Origin of the sequence: Gloeobacter violaceus PCC 7421 (genome assembly GCF_000011385.1) — a bacterium.
GTDB classification, from domain to species: Bacteria; Cyanobacteriota; Cyanobacteriia; order Gloeobacterales; family Gloeobacteraceae; genus Gloeobacter; species Gloeobacter violaceus.
Genome location: NC_005125.1, coordinates 2723348 through 2743617 on the forward strand (window position 1 = coordinate 2723348; position 20270 = coordinate 2743617).

General features: G+C 62.4%; 18 protein-coding genes and 1 riboswitch. Of the genes, 8 read left to right on the plus strand and 10 right to left on the minus strand.

Features of this window, described 5'->3' with window-relative positions; translation table 11 throughout:
• Positions 1-297: 297 nt before the first annotated feature.
• The 3 genes from rpoD to GLL_RS13290 are packed head-to-tail and all read left to right on the plus strand — an operon-like array spanning position 298 to position 4350.
• Entirely contained in the window at positions 298-1500 is a 1203-nt protein-coding gene (gene rpoD / locus GLL_RS13280; protein WP_011142566.1) for an RNA polymerase sigma factor RpoD, read from the plus strand.
• A gap of 6 nt (positions 1501-1506) precedes the next feature.
• The gene (locus GLL_RS13285; protein ID WP_011142567.1) at positions 1507-3852 is read left to right on the plus strand and encodes an O-antigen ligase family protein; all 2346 of its coding nucleotides are present in this window, start codon (positions 1507-1509) and stop codon (positions 3850-3852) included.
• A gap of 39 nt (positions 3853-3891) precedes the next feature.
• A complete protein-coding gene (locus GLL_RS13290; protein WP_011142568.1) occupies positions 3892-4350 on the plus strand; it encodes a DUF29 domain-containing protein in 459 nt (152 codons plus the stop codon).
• A 26-nt stretch (positions 4351-4376) separates the two neighbouring features.
• On the opposite strand, the gene GLL_RS13295 is transcribed toward GLL_RS13290, so the two are convergent.
• The 4 genes from GLL_RS13295 to ftsH form a co-directional block, all read right to left on the minus strand.
• Positions 4377-5054, minus strand: coding sequence for a Uma2 family endonuclease (locus tag GLL_RS13295; RefSeq protein WP_011142569.1), 678 nt, complete (start codon positions 5052-5054; stop codon positions 4377-4379).
• Between the two features lie 49 nt (positions 5055-5103).
• The gene (locus tag GLL_RS13300; protein ID WP_011142570.1) at positions 5104-5973 is read right to left on the minus strand and encodes a hypothetical protein; all 870 of its coding nucleotides are present in this window, start codon (positions 5971-5973) and stop codon (positions 5104-5106) included.
• Positions 5974-6037: 64 nt separating this feature from the next.
• Complete coding sequence (gene metK / locus GLL_RS13305; protein ID WP_011142571.1) at positions 6038-7297, minus strand: methionine adenosyltransferase; 1260 nt, start codon at positions 7295-7297, stop codon at positions 6038-6040.
• Between the two features lie 69 nt (positions 7298-7366).
• Positions 7367-7479: riboswitch (SAM riboswitch) on the minus strand.
• Positions 7480-7676: 197 nt separating this feature from the next.
• Positions 7677-9569: an ATP-dependent zinc metalloprotease FtsH gene (gene ftsH, locus GLL_RS13310; protein WP_011142572.1), complete on the minus strand. Its 1893-nt coding sequence runs from the start codon at positions 9567-9569 to the stop codon at positions 7677-7679.
• 187 nt (positions 9570-9756) lie between these two features.
• Between ftsH and GLL_RS13315 the strand changes: the two genes are divergently transcribed.
• Entirely contained in the window at positions 9757-10524 is a 768-nt protein-coding gene (locus tag GLL_RS13315; protein ID WP_164929052.1) for a sirohydrochlorin chelatase, read from the plus strand.
• Positions 10511-11251 (plus strand): uroporphyrinogen-III C-methyltransferase, encoded by a 741-nt coding sequence (cobA, locus tag GLL_RS13320; RefSeq protein WP_011142574.1) that lies wholly within the window; start codon positions 10511-10513, stop codon positions 11249-11251. Before GLL_RS13315 ends, cobA begins: the two co-directional genes overlap by 14 nt.
• Here the strand turns inward: cobA and GLL_RS13325 are convergent.
• From GLL_RS13325 to GLL_RS13335, 3 genes are all read right to left on the minus strand, one after another.
• Positions 11239-11814, minus strand: a complete 576-nt coding sequence (locus tag GLL_RS13325) for a Uma2 family endonuclease (protein ID WP_011142575.1) — start codon at positions 11812-11814, stop codon at positions 11239-11241. The genes cobA and GLL_RS13325 overlap by 13 nt on opposite strands.
• A 40-nt stretch (positions 11815-11854) precedes the next feature.
• Positions 11855-12730, minus strand: coding sequence for an aminotransferase class IV (locus GLL_RS13330; protein WP_011142576.1), 876 nt, complete (start codon positions 12728-12730; stop codon positions 11855-11857).
• A gap of 66 nt (positions 12731-12796) precedes the next feature.
• Complete coding sequence (locus tag GLL_RS13335; protein ID WP_164929053.1) at positions 12797-13168, minus strand: hypothetical protein; 372 nt, start codon at positions 13166-13168, stop codon at positions 12797-12799.
• Positions 13169-13415: 247 nt separating this feature from the next.
• On the opposite strand from GLL_RS13335, the gene GLL_RS13340 reads away from it, so the two are divergent.
• On the plus strand, positions 13416-14075 hold the full coding sequence (locus tag GLL_RS13340) for a hypothetical protein (protein WP_164929054.1): 660 nt from the start codon (positions 13416-13418) through the stop codon (positions 14073-14075).
• Here GLL_RS13340 and GLL_RS13345 read toward each other — a convergent pair.
• Entirely contained in the window at positions 14072-15313 is a 1242-nt protein-coding gene (locus GLL_RS13345) for a M16 family metallopeptidase (RefSeq protein WP_011142579.1), read from the minus strand. The genes GLL_RS13340 and GLL_RS13345 overlap by 4 nt on opposite strands.
• A gap of 6 nt (positions 15314-15319) precedes the next feature.
• Positions 15320-16594, minus strand: coding sequence for a M16 family metallopeptidase (locus GLL_RS13350; protein WP_011142580.1), 1275 nt, complete (start codon positions 16592-16594; stop codon positions 15320-15322).
• 108 nt (positions 16595-16702) lie between these two features.
• Between GLL_RS13350 and GLL_RS13355 the strand changes: the two genes are divergently transcribed.
• Positions 16703-18325: an NAD+ synthase gene (locus GLL_RS13355; protein ID WP_011142581.1), complete on the plus strand. Its 1623-nt coding sequence runs from the start codon at positions 16703-16705 to the stop codon at positions 18323-18325.
• Between the two features lie 3 nt (positions 18326-18328).
• Here GLL_RS13355 and GLL_RS13360 read toward each other — a convergent pair whose 3' ends face one another.
• Positions 18329-19393: a Uma2 family endonuclease gene (locus tag GLL_RS13360; protein WP_164929055.1), complete on the minus strand. Its 1065-nt coding sequence runs from the start codon at positions 19391-19393 to the stop codon at positions 18329-18331.
• Positions 19394-19466: 73 nt separating this feature from the next.
• Here GLL_RS13360 and GLL_RS13365 point away from each other — a divergent pair, with 73 nt between their 5' ends.
• Positions 19467-20228: a phycocyanobilin:ferredoxin oxidoreductase gene (locus tag GLL_RS13365; RefSeq protein ID WP_011142583.1), complete on the plus strand. Its 762-nt coding sequence runs from the start codon at positions 19467-19469 to the stop codon at positions 20226-20228.
• Positions 20229-20270 lie beyond the last annotated feature (42 nt).

Below are 20270 nucleotides of genomic sequence, written 5' to 3' on the forward strand. Positions count from 1 at the left end.
TCTGCCGCAATGGACCGAAATACCGATGCCACTTCCACCCAGATCCAATTGGAGGCGCTACAATCAGGGAGATTCGAGAGGGTCATGAATTTTTAGTCAAATCTGTGGATTTTGACTATTTTTGATAGCGTGTGAGCGTGTCAGGCAGTTGCTTCGCTCCCACCTTTTAAACAGGACTACCCTGAAGGGGACCGATCAACCTTGCATCCGGTGCGTGCGACGATTTTTCTTCCGAACGGAAGAGTATAAAGGACACGGTTTGTCTGTTCTGGATCCGCTATTTATGAGGAGTGCAGCATGACGCAGGCCAATAACGTTCTGGACGCTCTCCAGCAGCCGGCGATGGAACTGGAGGCTCTGGCTTTGATGGCCGAGGAGGACGACCCTTACGCAGCCCAGGCGGCCGAAGCCGCCGATGCGGCTGCCGCCCGCCCGGCCCGGCGCCGCAGCCGCGCCCAGCGTGCGCATTACACCGAAGATTCCATCCGCGTCTACCTGCAGGAAATTGGCCGCATTCGCCTGTTGCGCGCCGACGAAGAAATCGAGTTGGCCCGCCAGATCGCCGATTTGCTGACCCTGGAGCGCCTGCGCGCCCGCATGGGAGCTGCCGGGACGGACATGCACAGCGATGTGGCCGATTTGCTGGGCGACGACGATCTGCTGACCGAGAATCTGCTTGCTTCGGGCGATCAAGTCACCGAAAGTGAGCAAGAACTCAGGCGCTGGGCAGAAGCGGCGGGCATTGCCTACGAACAATTTCGCGACCGCATCGCCTACGGCCGGCGGGCCAAAGACAAGATGGTCCAGTCCAATTTGCGTCTGGTGGTTTCAATCGCCAAGAAGTACATGAACCGCGGTCTGTCCTTTCAAGATCTCATCCAGGAAGGTTCGCTGGGACTCATCCGCGCCGCCGAAAAATTCGATCACGAAAAGGGCTACAAATTTTCCACCTACGCCACCTGGTGGATCCGCCAGGCGATCACCCGCGCCATCGCCGACCAATCGCGCACCATCCGCCTACCGGTGCACCTCTACGAGACCATCTCCCGCATCAAGAAGACCACCAAGCTGCTCTCGCAGGAGCTGGGCCGCAAGCCTACCGAAGAGGAGATCGCCACCCGCATGGAGATGACGATCGAGAAATTGCGCTTCATCGCCAAGTCCGCCCAGTTGCCCATCTCCCTGGAGACCCCGATCGGCAAAGAAGAAGATTCCCGGTTGGGCGATTTTATCGAAGCGGACGGCGAGACCCCCGAGGACAAAGTTGCCAAGAACCTCCTGCGCGAAGATCTTGAGGCGGTGCTCAACACCCTCTCGCCACGCGAGCGCGACGTGCTCAGGTTGCGCTACGGCCTCGACGACGGCCGCATGAAGACCCTCGAAGAAATTGGCCAGCTGTTCAACGTCACCCGCGAGCGTATCCGCCAGATCGAGGCGAAGGCGCTGCGCAAGCTGCGCCATCCCAACCGCAACAGCGTCCTCAAGGAGTACATCCGCTAGGAGTCCATGGGCGCTCGTGCATTCAAACCCGGTTGGACGAGCGTCGCAGCGGCGCTGTCCAGACTGGATCTTGGATTGCTGGCGATCGGCTACGCGGTGTTGCTTACTCTGCGCAATTCCTATTCTGAGATCGCCCGCTGGCCCTGGTGCTTGTTGCCCCAGGGCCTGCTGCTGTTGGGGGCGCTCCAGGCGACTGTTCACTGTCGGAGGCTGGGGCAGCCGTTTGACGCGCTGGTGGGTTTGACGGTGGCGGCATTGGTGGTCAGTGCCGCGCTTTCCCCGGATCCCGAGCGCAGCTGGTGGTACGCGACGATGGCGGGCGGCTACTTTGCGCTGCTTTACGGTTTTTCGGGCCGCTGGCCGCGGGGAGTCCCGCTGCTGGGCATCGTTGCCCTCGCCCAGGTGCTGGTCAGCGTCGCGGGTCTTTACCAGTACGCGCTGCTGGTGGTGATTCCCGAGTGGCAGGCTGGACCGCCTTTTCACTTTTTTAACAACGTCTACCCGCTGGGCCATCACAATTTTGGCAGCGGTTTGTTGTCGCTGACGCTGCCGGTGACGCTGGCGCTCGCCCTGGCTCGACCCGGCAAAGGGCGGTGGTTGTGGGGACTGTCGGGGCTTTTGGGTTTGGCGCTGCTCTTTTCGACCCAATCGCGCGGCGGCTGGTTGGGGGCCTTGGCCGGTTGTGTCCTCGTCTGTGGGCTGCTCATCCGGCTGGACCGGCGGGCCTGGCTTGCCCTGGGGGCGGCAGGCGGTGTGCTCCTTGCCGTCGGCATGCTGTCGCTCACCTTTGCCAGCACCAAATCGCAGTTGTTTTTGCAGGGCCGCGACATCAGCGCCGCCCAGCGGTGGGTTTTCTGGCAGACGGGGGTGCGCCTGTGGCTCGATCACCCGCTGTTTGGTGTAGGCCAGGGGGTGACCGGTTTTTTGTTCCCGGGCTACCGCAGCGAGATCGACCCCTGGATGGCCCGCACGGCCCAACAACTGCACAGCACCCCCGTACATCTGCTCGCCGAAACCGGTCTTGCAGGTCTGGCCGCTTACCTGGGGTGGCTGGGGGGCTGCGCGCTGGCGATTGGACGGTTGCTCAGCCGCGAACGGACTGCCGCCGCCGCCCTGGCGGGTGCTCTGGCGGGTTATGCCGTCTCCAGCCTCACCGACTTTCAGCTCGAGAACCCGGCGATTGCGCTGACACTGGTGCTGCTGGCTGCCGAACTGGTGCGGTTGAGCCATCCCGAACCGCCCCTGGCTGTGCCTGGATTGCGACCGCTGGCCGTCCTGCTGCTCGCCGCCGTGCTCTCGGGCTGGGTGCGCATCGACCGGGGCTGGCAAAAAGCGGACCAGGCCTTTGCCTTGCGCCGCCGGGGCGACATTCCTGCCTTTATCGAAGCGATGCGGCAGGCCGAAAGCCTGGATCCCCGCCAGCCTTACTATCCGCTGCAAACGGCCCAGACGCTGCTTTTTGCCGCCCGCAGGCTGGAGGAAGCGGACCCGCGCCGGGCGCAGTGGATCGCCGTCGCCAATCGGGCCGCTGAGCGGGCCGTCCGGCTATTGCCCACCGACCCTTTTACCCTGACCGCCTCCGGCTGGCTGCACTACTACCGGGGAGAACTTTCCCAGGCGGCCGGACGCTTTGGCGAGGCGTTGCGCTATGACCCGACGACCACCGCGACGCTGCGGTTGGGCCTCGGCCTGACCCTGGCGGCCCAGGGCGAAACCGAGGCGGCCCTGCCGCACCTCAAAGCCGAGCTGTTGCTCTTCCCGGATCAGTGGACCGACGAGCGCTGGCACACCGGGGCACTGAGCGCCCTGGCTCCCCGCCTCGCCCGCGAGGCCCTTACCGTCTACGACCGGCTTCTGGCGCGCTATCCGATGGAGCACGACGCTCTCTACCTGCGCTCGACGCTCTGGTTGTGGCTCGGTCGCCCTGAGCAGGCCCTCCAAAGCCTGAATGCAATGCCTGCCACCCAGACGGTCCAGCCCGACATGCCCATCGCCCTGCGCCTGCCCTGGCGCGTCACGGCCGGGCGGGCGGCGGGTGTGCGCATCCTGGCGCTGCGGCAAGCGGGTCGGCGCGAGCAGGCGGAAGAAGCGATCGAAGCGTTGGCCGGCTCCGAACTGAGAACGGCCCGCTGTCTGGCCGACGCCTTCGCCCAGCCGGTGGCCCGAGCAAAGGAGCGCTACTACGTCGCCAACGGCCAGGACTATTTTCTGTTGCGCCGCACCGGCGGCCCGGTGCTCGAATTTTACGAGCCGCTGCATCTGAAGACCTGGGCGGCGATGGACTGTGTCACCTACGGCGGCGACGGGCGCAACTGGCGGCTACCGACGGCCGGGTGGCTGCCGGTTCAATAGGCCATAATTCGAGAAAGACGCCCAAGCGCTGCCAATCCGATGGCTCAAGATTGGTCCCATTTGGCAAGCACGTCGCACTATCTGACGGCTGTGGAGATCCAGCATGCCCTCGAAGATGGCGACCTCCAGGCGGCCCGCGAAGGCATCGCCGCCCTTACCGAGGCGATGAGCCGCTCGGACAGACGCGCCTTGCGCTCACAGCTGATTCGATTGATGGCGCACATCATCCAGTGGGAAACTCAACCCGAGCGCCGCACACGCAGCTGGCTTGTCACTATCCACGGCAGCCGCCGCGAAATCGAGGATCTTTGCGAAGATACGCCATCACTTACCCGAAAAGTGATCGAGGAAGAACTTTGGGCGCGGTGTCTGTCGGCGGCCTTGCGTGAAGCCGAGGACGAAATGGGAGTCCGGGCCAAGCAGCGGGAATTGAGCTGGCAGGTAGTATTTGAAACCGAGTACCGCTTGCCGTTGGACGGCGAACAGTTCGACCTGTAACAACTGGCGTGCCCTGATCGGCGGTTTCATAGCCCTCCAGGAGCCTCGCCCAACTGCCGCAACCGCTGCTCCAAAGCGGCAATCTTTGCCCGCTCTTGCTCCATCTGTTCTTCAGGAGTGGGCAGCCTGCGACCGTCTTGGTCGAACCAGTAAAGCCACTCGCGTTGCCAGCCTTTATAAGTGCCTTCGCCGCGTCCGAGACCCAGGCCCACTTCCTGCATCCAGAAGGGCTCCGTCTCCTGCCGATGATAATTGCCGCCCACAAGCCGGTACGCGGCAAAGGGACTTTGCTGACGGCGGCGCATGGGGTTGTAAATCACGTAGTAAGGAATCTCCAACTGCTGGTAGAGCGCCAGTTTGCTGCCATATTCACCCCGATACGTCCGGGAGACGATTTCCAACACGAGTACCGGCAGAGCACCCTCCTCCCAGACGACATAGCTGGGGCGGCCGTACTCGCCCTTGTGGCGTTGCACTCCCAGACTCAGGAAGCCGTCTGGGACCACCGGCTCCTCATCAGGAGCATAGTAAAGGCCCAGGTTCGCACCGAAAAACCAGTCCGTGCGAGCGGCCCAGGCCAGCGAGAGAATCGCGGACAGCAAACTGGCCACTTCCACCTGAAGCTCATTGTCCAAGGGTTTTCCGTCCGAGTCAGGCAACTGCTCAGCGGTGGGTAACGGCTCGGCAGGGTTGGACTGAAACATAGTGGCCCTCGCTACCTGCCTCCAGTTTAGTTACTAGGTTTATTCGCGGTCACAATTGGCCTTCCTGAGTATCAGCTAATCCGGCTTCTTGAATAGCCCGAGCCAGCATCTCTGAAAGGCCCAGGCTCTGTGACCAGCTGTCAAGATGCAATCGATCCAGTTTTTCAGCCTGAATTTTTAGAACTCCCAACACGTCGCGCCACTGCTGGCTGGATGTCTGCTCTCCCAACCGGTACCAGAGCAGTTTTTGCAAGATGATGTCCTCTGCGGTATAGATCCACAGATATCCAGGTGGGTTCTCGCGAACGGCGACCCGCTGTCGGCGCTCCATGGCTGCTCTTGTAAAGGGTTGCTCACCAAGAACGAAAACATCGAGCTTCTGGAGCGTCTCCAGCTCGATGGCGTTGAAGGATGGGAAGTCGGCCTGCGCGCCCAAGGCTGCGTAAATTGCACTCTCACTGATGTAATAACTGGATTGGAAGGCTTCGATGAGAGCAGCAGCCTGCTGTCCCTGCAAATCCGCAACCACATCGAGGTCCATGGTCGCGCGCGGCTCTCCCAAAATGGAACTCGCCAGAGAGCCGCCGACCAGATAGGGAATTTTTAATCTGTCTAGAATATCGGCTATTTCTAAAGCAAAAGTAATCGGATCTCCAACCATCCAACCGGTTCCAAGAGGTACTACTTTGATCGCCCAGTTCCCACCTAACCATCGTAGAGCGTAGTGCTGACGTCGCTCCAGCTTCTCTATGTCGGGGTACTGCTGACAGATACCGGCGTAACAGAGCCTTTGCAGTCCCACGGTGAGCCCTTGAACCCGTTTTGCCTTTTGATGCGCAGGCAAATCCCGCAGGGCGCAGATCAAGAAGCGCTCCATCTCAAGGCTGGTGTCTCTTGCTTGCAGACGATACATGACCATACCTTAGCAAACGAGAAATGGCCGCAAATTGAATCATTTGCGGCCATCGAGATAAAACCGGAAGCTACACCGCCGCCGCGGTCTGGATCGCCTGCTTGAGGGTCGCCGCTTTGTCGGTGTGCTCCCAGGGCAAGTCGAGGTCGGGGCGACCGAGGTGGCCGTAGGCAGCCACGTCCTGGTAGAAGCGGCCACCGCGCTGGGCGGGCAGGCGGCACAGGTCGAAGTCGCGGAGGATGGCCGCCGGGCGCAAATCGAAGTGCTCGCGCACCAGAAGCATCAAAGCCTCGTCCGAGACGCGGCCGGTGCCGAAGGTCTCCACAAAGATGCTCACCGGTCGGGCAACCCCGATGGCATAAGCCACCTGCACTTCGCAGCGGTCGGCCAGTTCCGCCGCCACGATGTTTTTGGCGACGTAGCGCGCCGCGTAGGCGGCGGAGCGGTCCACCTTGGTGGGATCTTTGCCGGAGAAGGCGCCGCCGCCGTGGCGGGCATAGCCGCCGTAGGTATCCACGATGATCTTGCGGCCGGTGAGCCCCGAGTCTCCCTGCGGACCGCCGATTACAAACCGGCCGGAGGGATTGACCAACAAGCGGGTCTGGGCGTCGGGGCGGATGTCAAGATCCGCGAAGACCGGGCCGATCACGTGGGTTTGCAGGTCGGCTTTGATGCGCGCCTGCACCGCGTCGTTGTCGCTGAGATCGTCGATCACAGCGGCGTGCTGGGTCGAGATCAAGATCGTGTCGATGCGCCCGGGCCGATCGACACCGTCCTTGCGCTCGTATTCGACGGTCACCTGGGCTTTGCCGTCCGGTTTCAAGTAGGCAAGGGTACCGTCCTTGCGCACCTGGGCGAGGCGGCGGGTGAGCCGGTGGGCGACGCTGATGGGCAGCGGCATCAACTCCGGCGTCTCGGTGCAGGCAAAGCCGAACATCAAGCCTTGATCCCCCGCCCCGATACGGTCGAGGGCATCCTCCTCGCTGGTGCGCACCTCCAGGGCACAGCTGACCCCCTGGGCAATCTCCGGCGACTGCTCGTCAAGGGCTAGAAACACCGCGCACGAATCGGCGCTAAAGCCGTTGTCGGCCTCCGTGTAGCCGATTTCACGGATTTTGTCGCGTACCAGTTTGGTGAAATTGACGTTGGCCGTGGTGGTGATTTCGCCGGTGACCACCACCATGCCGGTGTTGACGACCACCTCGGCCGCCACCCGCGAACGGGGATCTTGGGTCAACAGCGCATCGAGGATGGTATCGGAGATCTGATCGCAGATCTTGTCCGGATGACCTTCAGTGACCGACTCTGAGGAAAACAAGTAGCGTGACAAGAAACCCCTCCCGAATGAAATGGGTAGATGCGTCTCTTGGCTTGCAATCATTGCAGAATCAGGATGCCTGACTTATCTTCCGGTTCGTGAGGAACCGCAGGAATTGGCACCTTTTCCCGTTGCTAGTGGGCGGTTGCCGTGGCGTCACCGGGCCTGTTCCCTACGCCTGCTCTGGATAAGTCAAGAGACCTGTTTAACGTATCACTGCCGCACAATCAGTGTCAATCCACGGAGCGTCTTCATCTGGAACTGGCTATGCCTGTCGCACAATAACCCACGCAATCTTCCCGGCAAATTCACAACCGGCTTCGCAACCAAAATAGTAATCCCCCCGCTCTGCCAGGAGAACGGGGGGACGGAACGCTTGGGTTGTAACGGCTTACGAGCTGAGAACCGGCAGAGCCTGATCCTTCATCGGCACCGGCACCACCTCGCTGACGATGCGGCGCAACTCCTCGCCGTCGACGGTCTCTTTTTCAAGCAGCACATCGACGATGCGGTCCATCAGGGCGCGGTGCTCGGTGAGCATGCTGACGGCTTGCCGGTGGCACTGTTTGACAATGGCGCGCACTTGCTCGTCGACCATCGAAGCGACATCCTCGGACATGTCGGAGCGCTGCATCAGGTCGCGGCCCAGGAAAACCTCGCCGCCGCCGGTGAGCGAGAGCAGACCGAGTTCGGACATGCCGAAGCGGGTGACCATCTGGCGGGCCAGGTTGGAGACCTGCTGCAGGTCGGAGGAGGCGCCGGTGGTGACTTCGTCTTCGCCGAAGACCACTTCCTCAGCCGCCCGGCCGCCCAGTGCACCGGTGATGCGCGCCAGAAGCTGGTTGCGGGTGATGAGCATCTGCTCTTCAGAAGGCGTGAACCAGGTGAGACCACCGGCCCGGCCGCGGGGGATAATCGTCACCTTCTGCACCGGGTCGTGCTCGGCAAGCAGCGTACCCACCAGGGCGTGGCCGACTTCGTGGTAGGCGATGAGCCGCTTCTTCTTGCTGTCTACCAGGGGCGGCTTCTCAAGGCCCGCGATCACCCGGTCGGTGGCATCGTCGATCTCGCGCATGGTGATCTCGGTCTGCCGACGGCGGGCGGCCAAAATCGCCGCTTCGTTAAGCAGGTTGGAGAGATCCGCACCGGCAAAACCGGGGGTGCGCCGGGCGATCACATCGAGGTCGATGTCGGGGGCGAGCTTCTTGTTGCGCGAATGGACTTTGAGGATCTCCAGGCGGCCCGCCATATCGGGGCGGTCGACGGTGATCTGCCGGTCGAAGCGGCCCGGGCGCAGGATCGCCGCATCCAGCACATCGGGGCGGTTGGTGGCCGCGATGATGATGATGCCGGTGTTGCCCTCGAAGCCGTCCATCTCGACGAGCAGCTGGTTGAGGGTCTGCTCGCGCTCGTCGTTGCCGCCGCCGATACCGGCGCCGCGCTGGCGGCCGACCGCGTCGATTTCGTCGATGAACACGATGCAGGGGGCGTTCTCTTTGGCCTTCTTAAAGAGGTCGCGCACGCGGGAAGCCCCCACGCCCACGAACATCTCGACGAACTCCGAACCCGAGATCGAGAAGAAGGGCACACCCGCCTCACCGGCGATCGCCTTGGCAAGCAAGGTCTTGCCGGTGCCGGGAGGACCGACGAGCAACACGCCCTTGGGGATCTTGGCGCCCACCGCGGTAAAGCGCTCGGGACGCTTCAAAAACTGGACGACTTCCTGCAGTTCTTCTTTGGCTTCGTCGATGCCGGCCACGTCATCGAACTTGACGCCGGTTTTCGCTTCCATCTGGAAGCGCGCCTTCGACTTGCCGAAGTTCATCGCTTGGCCGGGGCCGTTGGAGTTGCTCGAGCGGCGCAGCAGCAAAAACAAGCCGCCCAGCAGCAAAATCGGGAAAAAGAGGTTGCCCAAAATCCCCAAAAACGCGCCGCTGTTGTTGGGCGGCAGGGAGGCAAAATCGACTTTCTTGTCGCGCATCAGCCCATAGAGCTCGTCGAGGTCGGAGGTGGGCAGGTTGACGCGAAAGCGCTGCGGAGCGGTATCGGGAATGCTCGGGTCGGGGAGCATGGCGATGGCGATACGGCCGCCTTCGAGAATATCGACCTTCTCCACCTTGCCCTGCCTGATGTAGCTCAAAAACTCGGTGTAGGAGAGGTTGGCGGTGGCCATGTTCGGGGAATCGCCCCGGGTCGCGCCGTTCGGCAAACTCTGCCAGAGCAAAACCCCGATCAAAATCAGGGGGATGGCACCCAGTAAGAGCGTTTTCCAGGAAAATTTCATCTGCTGCTTACCCAAGGATTAGCTTCTTAATCTAACTTAACTCCTGGCTCCGGTTTCTACAACAAAGTGGCTTTGCAGGCGAGTTTGGGGCGGGTTGTATCCGGGTGTAGCTGAACGGATTCGGGCCTTGGGGTAGGCTGGGGATCGGTGGCGCATGGCTGGCGTCGCCAGCTCTGGGGTTTTGCACATGAATGCAGCACTTTCGACGCCGACGACGGTTTTCTTGTGTGGCCACGGCAGTTCCGACCGGCGCTCCTGTCTTGCCTTTGGCGAGCTGGTCGAGCGCTTCCGGCGCTACTCCAATTTCCGGATCGTCTCGGGGACGCTCGAATTTTCCGAGCGGCTGCTCGATGAGCAGATTGCCCTGCAGGTTGCGCCGGGCCACCGGTTTGTGCTGTTGCCGTTGTTTTTGGCCCCGGGGATGCACGTCGGGGAGGATCTGACCGAAGCGCTCCGCCGTGCCCGCCGCGCCCATCCGCAGGTGAACTTTTTGCACACCCCCTGCCTGGGCGAGCACGAATCGATGGAGGCAATCTTGAGCGAGCGGGTCCGCCGCTTGGCCGGACGCACCGACGAGCACACCGCCGTGGTGATCCTCGCCCACGGCAGCCGCCGCGAGGAGGCCAACCGCCTGGTGCAGGACATCGCCGACGGCGTCTGGGAGAACCTGGGCGGCCCTCTGGTGACCGCCGCCTTCTGGAAAATCCAGCCCGATTTGCGCCACACGCTGCGCGAACTGGTGCACCCTTCGATCCGGCGGGTGTTGATATTGCCCTATTTTTTGTTCGAAGGCGGCATGACCGACCGCATCACCTGGGAAGTCGACCGACTCGCAAACGAATTTCCCAAATTCGACCTGCAACTGGATACAGTGTTGGGACCGGATAATCACCTGCTGCCGCTGATGCAGGATCTGGTGGAAAAGACACTGGAGTCCGCTTTTGCCATCGCCTAGAGGAAAAGTCTACCTGGTGGGGGCCGGACCGGGCGATCCCGGACTTTTGACTGTGCGCGGCAAGACCCTCATCGAGCACTGCGATGCGATTGTCTACGACGCGCTGGTCAGCCCTGAAATTCTGGCGCTCATCCCGGCGCGTACCGAGCGCCTCTACGCAGGAAAGCGCTCCGGGCGTCACTCGCTGACGCAAGACGAAATTACCGAGCGGCTCATCGCCCTGGTGGAGCGGCACGCGAGCGTGGTCCGCCTCAAAGGCGGCGATCCGTTCATCTTTGGCCGGGGGGGCGAGGAAGTCGCCGCCCTGCGCGCCGCCGGTGTCGCAGTAGAAGTGGTCCCCGGCATTACCGCCGGTATCGCCGCTCCGGCCTACGCGGGCATTCCGCTCACCCACCGCGACATGAGCGCCTCGGTGGCCTTTGTCACCGGCCACGAGGCCGTCGAGACCTACCGTCCGGAGATCCGTTGGGGAGAGTTGGCCCGGGGGGCTGAGACGCTGGTGATCTATATGGGCGTGCTGCAGATTGAATCGATCGTCGAGCGGTTGTTGGCGGCGGGGCGCGCCCCCGAGACGCCCGTGGCGCTGATTCGCTGGGGAACGACTCCTCGTCAGGAGGTACTGACCGGTACCCTCGCTACGATCGCCCCCCGGGTGCGCGCGGCCCACTTCGAGCCTCCGGCGGTGATCGTCGTGGGCGAGGTGGCGAGACTGGCTCACACCGGCTGATTGAAGATGACCTTTGAATAGATGGTCCGCAGGGGCAACTCCATGGCGATGGAATCGAGATGGAGAACTTCAGCCTCTTCGAACAGTTGCACCTGCCACAGATTTATGCCCTGCCTGCGGTAGAGACTTGCCGCCACCACCTGGCTATCGAGCAGTAGGTATTCCTGCAAAGTCTCAATCTTGCCGTAGTCGCGAAACTTCACCGAGCGATCGAACTCGGCCGTATTCTTCGAAAGGACTTCGACAATCAGGCACGGGTACTGGAGCATGTAGCCGGTCGGTTCTTCGCGATCGTCGCAGCTGACGGAAACTTCCGGGTAGTAAAAAGGACCGGCCGGGCTACAGGCCACTTTCTGATCCGAGTTGAAGACACGGCAGAGGCTGTCTATCAGGTGGCCGTGGACGGCAGCGGTGACGTTGACGGCGATCAGGTTGTGCGACTTGCTGCCGCCTGCCATCGAGAAGATGCGGCCGTACCGGTACTCGTACTTCTGAGGTTGCTCGCGCTCCCATCGCAAGAATTGCTCGGGACTCATCGGGCCGGGATCTTTGCTGAGAGCCACTCGTCTGCCTCAATCGGCGCACTCCATTTTAGAGGCGGTACTACACTGGCACCTTCGGGGCTGCGACGGCATCTTGCATCAGCACGACCAACCCATCGAACAGTCGGCGGGTAAGCGCCCCCGGACAGTAGGGCAGTTCATAATCATCGATGCGGCGCACCGGAGCGATCAGACGCACCGACGAACTCAAAAAGGCTTCTTCGACAGCGAACAAATCTGTCTTGGTAAGTGCAGTCTCGATGCAAGGAATCTGCCAATCACCCAGCAACTTCAGCAAAAAATGCCGGGTGATGCCGTGCAGGATGCCCGCTTCGACAGCAGGGGTATAAACTGTGCCGCCTTTGGCCAACCAGAGATTGCTGGTGGTGGCCTCGGTCACCTCGCCGCGGCTGTTGAGCAGCAGGGCGTCGTCGGCCCCCAGGCGGCGCGCTTCGATGAGCGCCAAGATGTTGTTCAGATAATTGCCGGTCTTGGCGGCTGGAGAGAGCGCCCGCGCGTCGTTGCGCAAGCGGGGCAGCACTGCCAGGTGCACCCCCTGCTCGTTCAAAGCCAGTTGGGAAGAAATGGACCGCACGATGATCACCAGATCGGGGACAAGTTGCGGCCCGGGCAGCAGGCTGATTTCTTCTTCCGCGCCGCGGCTGACGACGATACGAATGTAAAAGTCGCCGCTGCCGGCGGCGGCCAGGGTGCGCTCGACTTCGGCGGCAATCTGCGCGTCGCTCCAGGGAATGTCGAGATAGAGATAGTTCGCGGAGGCACGCAGCCGGTCGAGGTGCTCCTGCAAAGCGAAGGGTCTTCCCCCGATCGTGCGCACGACCTCGTAGACACCGTCGCCGTAGAGAAAACCGCGGTCGAGGACCGAAACTCTGGCTTCCGGCGCGATGGTGCCGTTGAAGTTCACCAGAAGACCCATAGCTTGCACTCCCACTGCGCTCACCATAGTGTACCGGCAAGCGAACCGGGCTGTGGCACCACCAAGTCAGGGGTTAAAGGTGGTGCCGCACTGACTGCAGTACCACTTTTGCTGCCAATCGCCCAACAGCTTCGGCCACTGCTCGCGGTTCCACCGGTAAACAGTGAACAACCGCCAAACAATCAGTCCCAGGGCAAACACCTGCAAGAGCAACTGATTGCTGATCAACCACGAGAAAACGATGAAGCCGATCACAAATTTTCCAAGCGGATTTCTGACGGGGATGATCATTCTTTTCTCAGGCGGAGCGACCTTGAGTGCTGCGAGAGATTGCTGGGTGCCAGACAAACTTCCGCCGCCGCCGAACAGGCCGCCGCGAGACAATCCACCGAACCCGACGTTGCCCACAATGCTCGCTGTGCCTTCTTCGTAGAGCATTGGATAGCGTTTCACCTGCACACCGGTGCAGCAGGGACAAACCACTGCCATAGGGCTCGCTCCTCTCGAAAGGGTATAGCGGATTAAAGTTAGCATAGGTACATGCCCATTGCTTGCCAGTGGTGTAAATTTTCCATAAGTTCTGCGCAATCGAATGCGCCTGCACCCGTGTCGAGGGCTGCTGGCGAAGTGCAGAACTTATCATGTGGGTAGAACCGTTCGCCGATCGCAAAGTGGAGAAACCACCATGGATATGCAGCCCGGGGGCCGCGACATCGTAAAGGTGATCCGCGAGGGCTACAGCGTCAAAATCGGCGACTATCTGAGCGACAGCTGGGCCATTTTCGCCAGGAACGCTGGGGCTTTTGCGGGCTATGCGTTCATCGTGCTGGTGGCGGGTGCCGGGCTCAACTGGGCACTCGATCTGCTCACCAAGCAGCAGTTGGTCATCAACTTCGTCACCGCCGCCATCGCCGCTCCGCTGAGCGCCGGTTTTTATATCGTGGCGCTCAAGCTCAAGCGCGGCCAACCTACCCAGTTCGCCGACTTTCTCAAAGGCTTCGATGATTTTGTGCCCCTGGCGCTGGCCGGGATGATCACCAGTCTGCTCGTGAGCGTGGGCACGATTTTGCTGGTCCTTCCAGGGATCTACCTGATGGTCGCCTACATGTTCACCAATCTGCTGATCATCGACCGGGGACTGGAGCCCTGGGAGGCGATGGAAACCAGCCGCAAGATTGTGAGCAAGCGCTGGTTTTCTGTCTTTGGTTTCGGTTTGGTGCTCAGCCTGATTTTTCTGGTCGGGGCGATTCCCCTGGGGCTCGGGCTGCTGGTCGCGTTTCCGATTATCTACAGCGCCATCGCCGTGGCCTACGACGATATTGTCGGCTCGCAGCGCTCGTTTTAGAAGACCGTTGCAAGCACGTCCTCAGGCCCCACCAGCGAGACGATGGGTGCTTTGAAGGTGCGCTCGGCCACCGCCAGCAAGTCGGCACTCGTCAATTGCTCGACGGTGCGGGTGTACTCGCGGTCGAAGTCGGCACCGACGCCCAGAATCTCGTACCAGCCCAGCAGCTGAGCCACCTGGCTGTTGGTCTGCTTGCCGAGGGCGTACTGGCCCAGCAGCTTGTTTTTGGCCGTGCGCAGTTCGGAGTCGCCGAGCGGCGTGCTCGCCAGGCGCTCGACTTCGGTGCGCAGGCCCGCTTCGCAGGTGCGGGCGTTCTCGGGGGCGGTACCGATGTAGGCGACGAAGTGGGAAGTGGAGGCCCGGGTCGGATAGAAGGCGGAGACTTCGTAGGCAAGGCCGCGCTTTTCGCGCAGTTCGGTGAACAGGCGACTGGAAAGCCCGCTGCCGAGGTAGGTGCCGATCAGTTTGAGGGCCGCAAAATCTTCCGAGTGGATTGGTGCTGCAGGATAGCCCACCAGGACTGTGCTCTGCTGGGTGGGTTGCACCGTGCGCAGGGTAGCGGTGGGAAAAGCATCGGTCGGCTTTAGGAGCGCCGTACGCAACAGTGGTGTCTCAGGTACACTCCAGCCGCCCAGATGCTCTTCGAGCAAGCGGACAACCGCCTCTGGCTCGAGCGGCCCGACGGCCACGAACACGGCGTTGTCCGGCCGAAAATGGGCGCGGTAAAAATTCAGCAGATCCTCGCGCCGCAGGGCCAACACACTCTCCTCGGTGCCCAACTCCGGATAGGCGTAGGGGGAGTTGCCGTAGAGTGCCGCGCGAAACTGGTTGTAGGCGACGGTGAAGGGCCGCTCCTGCTGGGAACGGATCGCTTGCAGAGTCGCTTTTCGTTCGATTTCGATTTGCTCGGCAGGAAAGGTCGCCCGCTGCAACAGTTCGGCGGCAAGGGCAAGCAGGGTCGGAAAGTCTTCGCCCAGGCTTTTGAGGGCAATTTGCAGATAATCGGGGGTACTGTCGGCACCCAGCATCGCCCCGAGCGATTCGACAATCTGGGCTATAGCCATCGAATCGCGCGCCTCGGTACCCTTGGTCAGCACGGCACTGACCAGGTGGGCCAGCCCCGGCGGGGTATCTGTGCGGCTGTCGACCCGCAGGAAGAAGCGGGCGCTCACAATATCGACGGCCGGGTTGTTGAGCACAAGGACGCGAAGGCCGCTGGCAAGCGTGGTACGGAACATAGATCCTCAGGGGGTTTCGGGCACAAGCCGCAGGACCACCGCCCGATCAGGCTCGAGATAGCGGCGGGCGACGCGCTGCAGGTCGGCCGGTTGAACGCGCTGCAGCAACTCGGGATAGGCGAGGGCCAGCTCGAGTTTCGCCACGGTGCTGTAGTAACCGTAGAGACTCGCCAACTGGGCCGGGGCCTCGGTGCTGAAGATAAAGTCGTTGCGCAAGATGCGCAGGGCGCGGTTGAATTCGCCGTCCGGCACCGGTTCGTCAACCAGGGCGCGTACTTGAGCGCGCACTTCGGCCTCGATGGGTTCGAGCCATTCGGCGTCGGCCTGGGCAGAGACAATGAACAGGCCCGGGTGCTTTTGGGGCATAAAGTAGGCGTTCACCGAGCGCGCCCAGCCTTTTTCTTCGCGCAGCGAGCGCACCAGCCGGGAGGTGCGCCCCTCGCTGAGCACGGTGGCGAGCACGTCGAGGGCGATCGCATCTTCGATCTGCTCGATCGCAGCACCCAACCAGGCGAGCATCAGGCGCGGCTGCTCCAGGCGGGCCAGGGTGTGGGTGGATACCCCCGGCGTGGGGGCGGCCGGATGCGGCACCGTCGGCACTTCGCCTGTCGGCCCTTCGCCCAGGGGTGCAAACAATGCCTCGGCGGCGGCCAGCATCTGCTCCTCCGGTACGCCGCCCACGATCACAACAGTAGTGTTGGCGGGCCGGTAGCGCTCGCGGTGGTAGGTACGCATCTGATCGGCCGTCATCGCGAGCAGGCTCTCGGCGGTGCCCAGGACCGGCCGGCTGTAGGGATGCTCGGGGTACATGGTGCGGGTGAGGATCTCGAAGGCCCGGCGGTCGGGACTGTCGTTGCTGCGGCGGATCTCTTCGAGCACCACCAGCCGCTCGCGCTCGTATTCCGCAGGCGGGATCGCCGCGGCGTTGACCAGTTCCGCCAGATAGGGAAGCGACGCTTCGTAGTGCTCGTTGGCGACGGTGATGAAGTAGTGGGTGTAATCCTGACTGGTGGCGGCGTTGGTCACCCCGCCGCGGCTTTCGATTTCGCTGTCGAAGACGCCGGGACCGACTTTCTCGGTGCCCTTGAAGATCATGTGTTCGAGAAAATGCGAGACGCCCGACAACTGGAGCGGTTCGGTACGGGCCCCCGTGCGCACCCAGATATCGCAGGTGACGGCGGCGGCAGTCGGGATCTGCTGAACGATCAAAGTCAGCCCGTTGGGCAGGGTGCGGATACGGCCCGCGAAAGCTTCGGTACTTGCAGGTATGGTCGCTATCATTTCTTCATGATGGCATTCCTTGTCGCGGATCAGGGGAAGGTCGGGCTGCAAGCCGCTGTTACGCTTGGAAGAACATTGATCAATCGGGGACCAGCCGAGGGCGAACCCATGCGAGTGGCGCTTTTGCAACTGAATTCGACCGTGGGGGATCTGGTCGGCAACGCCGGGCGCATCGAGCGGGCGGCGAGGGAAGCTGCCGCCGCCGGGGCGGATCTGGCGATCACCCACGAGTTGGCCCTGCCCGGTTATCCGCCCCGGGATCTGCTGTTGGATCGGGCCTTTGTGGCCGATGTCCAGCAGACCGCGCAGCGGCTTGCCCATGCGCTTGCCGGGGTGGTGCCGGTGTTGGTGGGTACGGCGGTGCCGAGCGCGGTGGGGCGGCCCCTGGCCAACGCGGCTTTGCTGCTCGAAGGGGGAGAGTGCCGGGAAACGGTGCTCAAGGGTCTGCTTCCTACCTACGACATCTTTGACGAGGACCGCTACTTCGAGGCGGGGCAGCGTGCCTATCCGATCGAGATTGCCGGGGTGGCGATGGGGGTGCACGTCTGCGAGGACATCTGGAACGATCGCGAATTTTGGCCAAGGCCGCGCTACCGCCGCGACCCGGTGGAGGAACTGGCCGGGCAGGGGGCGCGCTACTTGCTCAATCTTTCCAGTTCGCCTTTTTATGCGGGCAAGCAGCAGTTGCGCGAACGGCTTCTGGCCCATGCGGCCCGCCGCCACCGCCTGCCGGTACTCTACGTCAATCAGGTGGGGGGCAACGACGAATTGCTCTTCGACGGCCGCAGTTGCGTTTTCGACGGGGAGGGCCGCCTGACCGCGCGGGCGCGGGCGTTTGCCGAGGATATGCTGCTGGTGGATTTGGATTCGCTCGCCGGGCGCATCGAGCCTCAACCCACAGGCGAAGCGGAAATCTGGGAAGCGTTAGTGATGGGTACAGCCGATTACGCCCGCAAGTGCGGCTTTCAGCAGGGGTTGGTGGCCCTTTCCGGGGGCATCGATTCGGCCCTCACCCTGGCGATTGTGGCCGCCGCCCTGGGGCCTGTGAACGTGCTCGCGGTGATGATGCCTTCGCCGTATTCCAGTGCCGGCAGCATCGACGACAGTCTGGCCCTCGCCGCCAATCTGGGGGTGGAGACGCTCAAATTGCCCATCGCTCCGGCAATGGCGGCTTTTGATCAGATTCTGGCTCCGGCCTTTGCGGATCTGGCCGCCGATGTCACCGAGGAGAATTTGCAGGCGCGCATCCGCGGCACCTTGATGATGGCGCTGTCCAATAAGTGGAACCGCCTGGTATTTATCACCGGCAACAAGTCCGAGACCGCCGTCGGTTTTAACACCCTCTACGGTTGCACCGCCGGGGCACTGGCCGTGATTGCCGACTTGTACAAAGGCGAAGTCTACCGCCTGGCGCACTGGCTCAACCGGGACGGCGCGGTGATTCCCGAGGGTATCCTCACCAAGGCTCCTTCCGCCGAGTTGCGCCCGGACCAGCGCGACTCCGACATCCTGCCGCCCTACGACGTGCTCGACGGCATTCTACGCGCCCACCTCGAAGGTGGGCGCACCCCCGAGGAGATCGCCGGCGAAGGCTATCACCCAGAAGTGATCAAAAAAGTACTCGCCATGGTGCGCCGGGCCGAGTTCAAACGCAAGCAACTGCCGCCGGGTCTGCGCGTCTCGCCGCGCGCCTTCGGCATCGGCTGGCGAATGCCCATCGCCCACGCCTGACTCCTAATTGGACGGCCAGAGGCGGGCGACGGGAACCTCCCAGCCCGCGAGCAACTCCGGCAGCCGCAACACATCGTCCTCTTTGAGGATCGCCGCTTTGTGCTTGCCGGGATAAAAAACGCTGATACTGCGTCCGTGGGGATCGGCCATCCATCCCACCTGCACCCCCAACTCCAGCAATAGACGCATCTTCGCCGCCAGGACGCGCAACTGCCTCGTGTCATCGGGCCGTTCCACCACCAGCGCCGCCAGATCCGGGACGCGCGAATTGCCCGCGTACAAGCGCTCGCGCGAAAAATAGAGTACATCGGCCACCAGCACATCGCTGCCGGCCAGGATGGGGCTGGTGGTGGAGACGTGGCCAAGGCGGTGCGCTTCCACCCAGTCCAGCAGAGCCGCGCTCAGCCGCGTGCGCACTTCCCCCGCCGCGATCTGGGCCGGATAGATCTCCTGCACCAGAGCCGGGGCGGACAACGGATGCACCAACACCGGCGGGTGATTCTGGGCAGCGATCACGATGGGTTCGTTCCACTCGTCCTCATCGTCCGCTGCTACCCGGTTCAAAGTCTGGGTGGCGGCTGCACCGAAAGCGGCCACCAGGATGCCCGCCCGTTTTTCAAGTTCGCGCAGGTCGATGTTGAGATGACGAAAAACACTCGCCGCCCCGCCGCCGCGCTTGCCGGCAAAGAGGCATTCGCGCACCAGCCCAAAAAAGATATGGCAGGTATCCATGTGGCTGTGGCGCAGTTGCTCGGACTGATCGAAGGCGATCTCCCAGGCGTAGCGGGCGCGCGGCGTGAAGGGCATCTCCTTGGGCACCAGCCCGGAGCCGCGGCCGATCAGCCGCTCGACGAGGCGACGGGTCGCATCGAGGTGCAGGCCCATTTCGGTGAGCACTTTTGCTTCTTCGCTGTGGCCTTCCGCGAGCAGTCCCAGCAGCAGATGCTCGGTACTCACAAACTGATAACCCAGCCGCTGCGCTTCGGTGCGGGCACAGTCGAGCACCCGGCGGGCGCTGTCGGTAAATTCGCCCGCAAGCGTTCCAAACATCGTCGAAGATTCAGGCATGGCTCGGCCACCCGAAAAGGCTCTTGCTTCTAGCGATGAAACGGCCCCGATTCTAGGCCCACGGTACGTTACGATGCACGAAGGCAACCGGAGTCCACGACCGATGCGCATGGAAGCGAAGACCGTCAAACCCAGGCACCCATTGGTGAGCCGCCTGGCCGAATTGCTGGTGAGCACCTGGGGAGAGTACCTGCAGCTGGAGCCGTATCACCTGCCGGCGGATCTGGGTTTTGTCGAAGGTCAGCTCGAAGGCGACAGGCTCACCATCGTCAACCGCTGCTACCAGAGCCGCGTCTTTCGCAAACTGCACCTGGAGCTCGCCACGATCGGGCCGAATTTGGACATTTTGCACTGCGTGATGTACCCGCGCCCCCAGTTCGACCTGCCCATCTACGGCACCGACATTGTGGCGAGCACCCAAATGGTCAGTGCCGCCATCGTCGATCTCTCGCCCGTGCGCGGCGAGTTGCCGCCGGCCTACCTTGCAGGACTGGAGCCCAGCTTCGCGCGCTGCACCGATTTTGGTCAGTTGCGCAATCTGCCCCCCTGGGGAACGATCTTCTCGCCGCGCTGCGTGTTTGCCCGCGTCGTCACCCCCACCGAAGCCGACCTGTTCATGGAGATCAGCCGCGCCTATCTGCGCTTTCACTGCGAGCAGGCCGCCCGTGCCGAAGCGGTCGATACCGCCACCGAAGCGCAAATCCTGGCAGGCCAGCGGCACTACTGCGAGCAACAGCAACAAAACGATAAGACCCGCCGAATCCTGGCGCAGGCCTTCGACGAAGCCTGGGCCGAGCGCTACATCCGCACGGTGCTGTTCGATTTGCCGCAATAGCGGCCGTTTTTGCGCTTCGCTTCTCTAAGACTTCACTTTTGA

What these genes read in the sequence shown, in the direction of transcription:
- rpoD (WP_011142566.1), top strand. Translation starts at nt 298, where the DNA reads ATGACGCAGGCCAATAACGTTCTGGACGCTCTCCAGCAGCCGGCGATG.
- GLL_RS13285 (WP_011142567.1), top strand. Translation starts at nt 1,507, where the DNA reads ATGGGCGCTCGTGCATTCAAACCCGGTTGGACGAGCGTCGCAGCGGCG.
- GLL_RS13290 (WP_011142568.1), top strand. Translation starts at nt 3,892, where the DNA reads ATGGCTCAAGATTGGTCCCATTTGGCAAGCACGTCGCACTATCTGACG.
- GLL_RS13295 (WP_011142569.1), bottom strand. Translation starts at nt 5,054, where the DNA reads ATGTTTCAGTCCAACCCTGCCGAGCCGTTACCCACCGCTGAGCAGTTG.
- GLL_RS13300 (WP_011142570.1), bottom strand. Translation starts at nt 5,973, where the DNA reads ATGGTCATGTATCGTCTGCAAGCAAGAGACACCAGCCTTGAGATGGAG.
- ftsH (WP_011142572.1), bottom strand. Translation starts at nt 9,569, where the DNA reads ATGAAATTTTCCTGGAAAACGCTCTTACTGGGTGCCATCCCCCTGATT.
- GLL_RS13315 (WP_164929052.1), top strand. Translation starts at nt 9,757, where the DNA reads ATGAATGCAGCACTTTCGACGCCGACGACGGTTTTCTTGTGTGGCCAC.
- GLL_RS13330 (WP_011142576.1), bottom strand. Translation starts at nt 12,730, where the DNA reads ATGGGTCTTCTGGTGAACTTCAACGGCACCATCGCGCCGGAAGCCAGA.
- GLL_RS13335 (WP_164929053.1), bottom strand. Translation starts at nt 13,168, where the DNA reads ATGCTCTACGAAGAAGGCACAGCGAGCATTGTGGGCAACGTCGGGTTC.
- GLL_RS13340 (WP_164929054.1), top strand. Translation starts at nt 13,416, where the DNA reads ATGGATATGCAGCCCGGGGGCCGCGACATCGTAAAGGTGATCCGCGAG.
- GLL_RS13345 (WP_011142579.1), bottom strand. Translation starts at nt 15,313, where the DNA reads ATGTTCCGTACCACGCTTGCCAGCGGCCTTCGCGTCCTTGTGCTCAAC.
- GLL_RS13350 (WP_011142580.1), bottom strand. Translation starts at nt 16,594, where the DNA reads ATGATAGCGACCATACCTGCAAGTACCGAAGCTTTCGCGGGCCGTATC.
- GLL_RS13355 (WP_011142581.1), top strand. Translation starts at nt 16,703, where the DNA reads ATGCGAGTGGCGCTTTTGCAACTGAATTCGACCGTGGGGGATCTGGTC.
- GLL_RS13360 (WP_164929055.1), bottom strand. Translation starts at nt 19,393, where the DNA reads ATGCCTGAATCTTCGACGATGTTTGGAACGCTTGCGGGCGAATTTACC.
- GLL_RS13365 (WP_011142583.1), top strand. Translation starts at nt 19,467, where the DNA reads ATGCACGAAGGCAACCGGAGTCCACGACCGATGCGCATGGAAGCGAAG.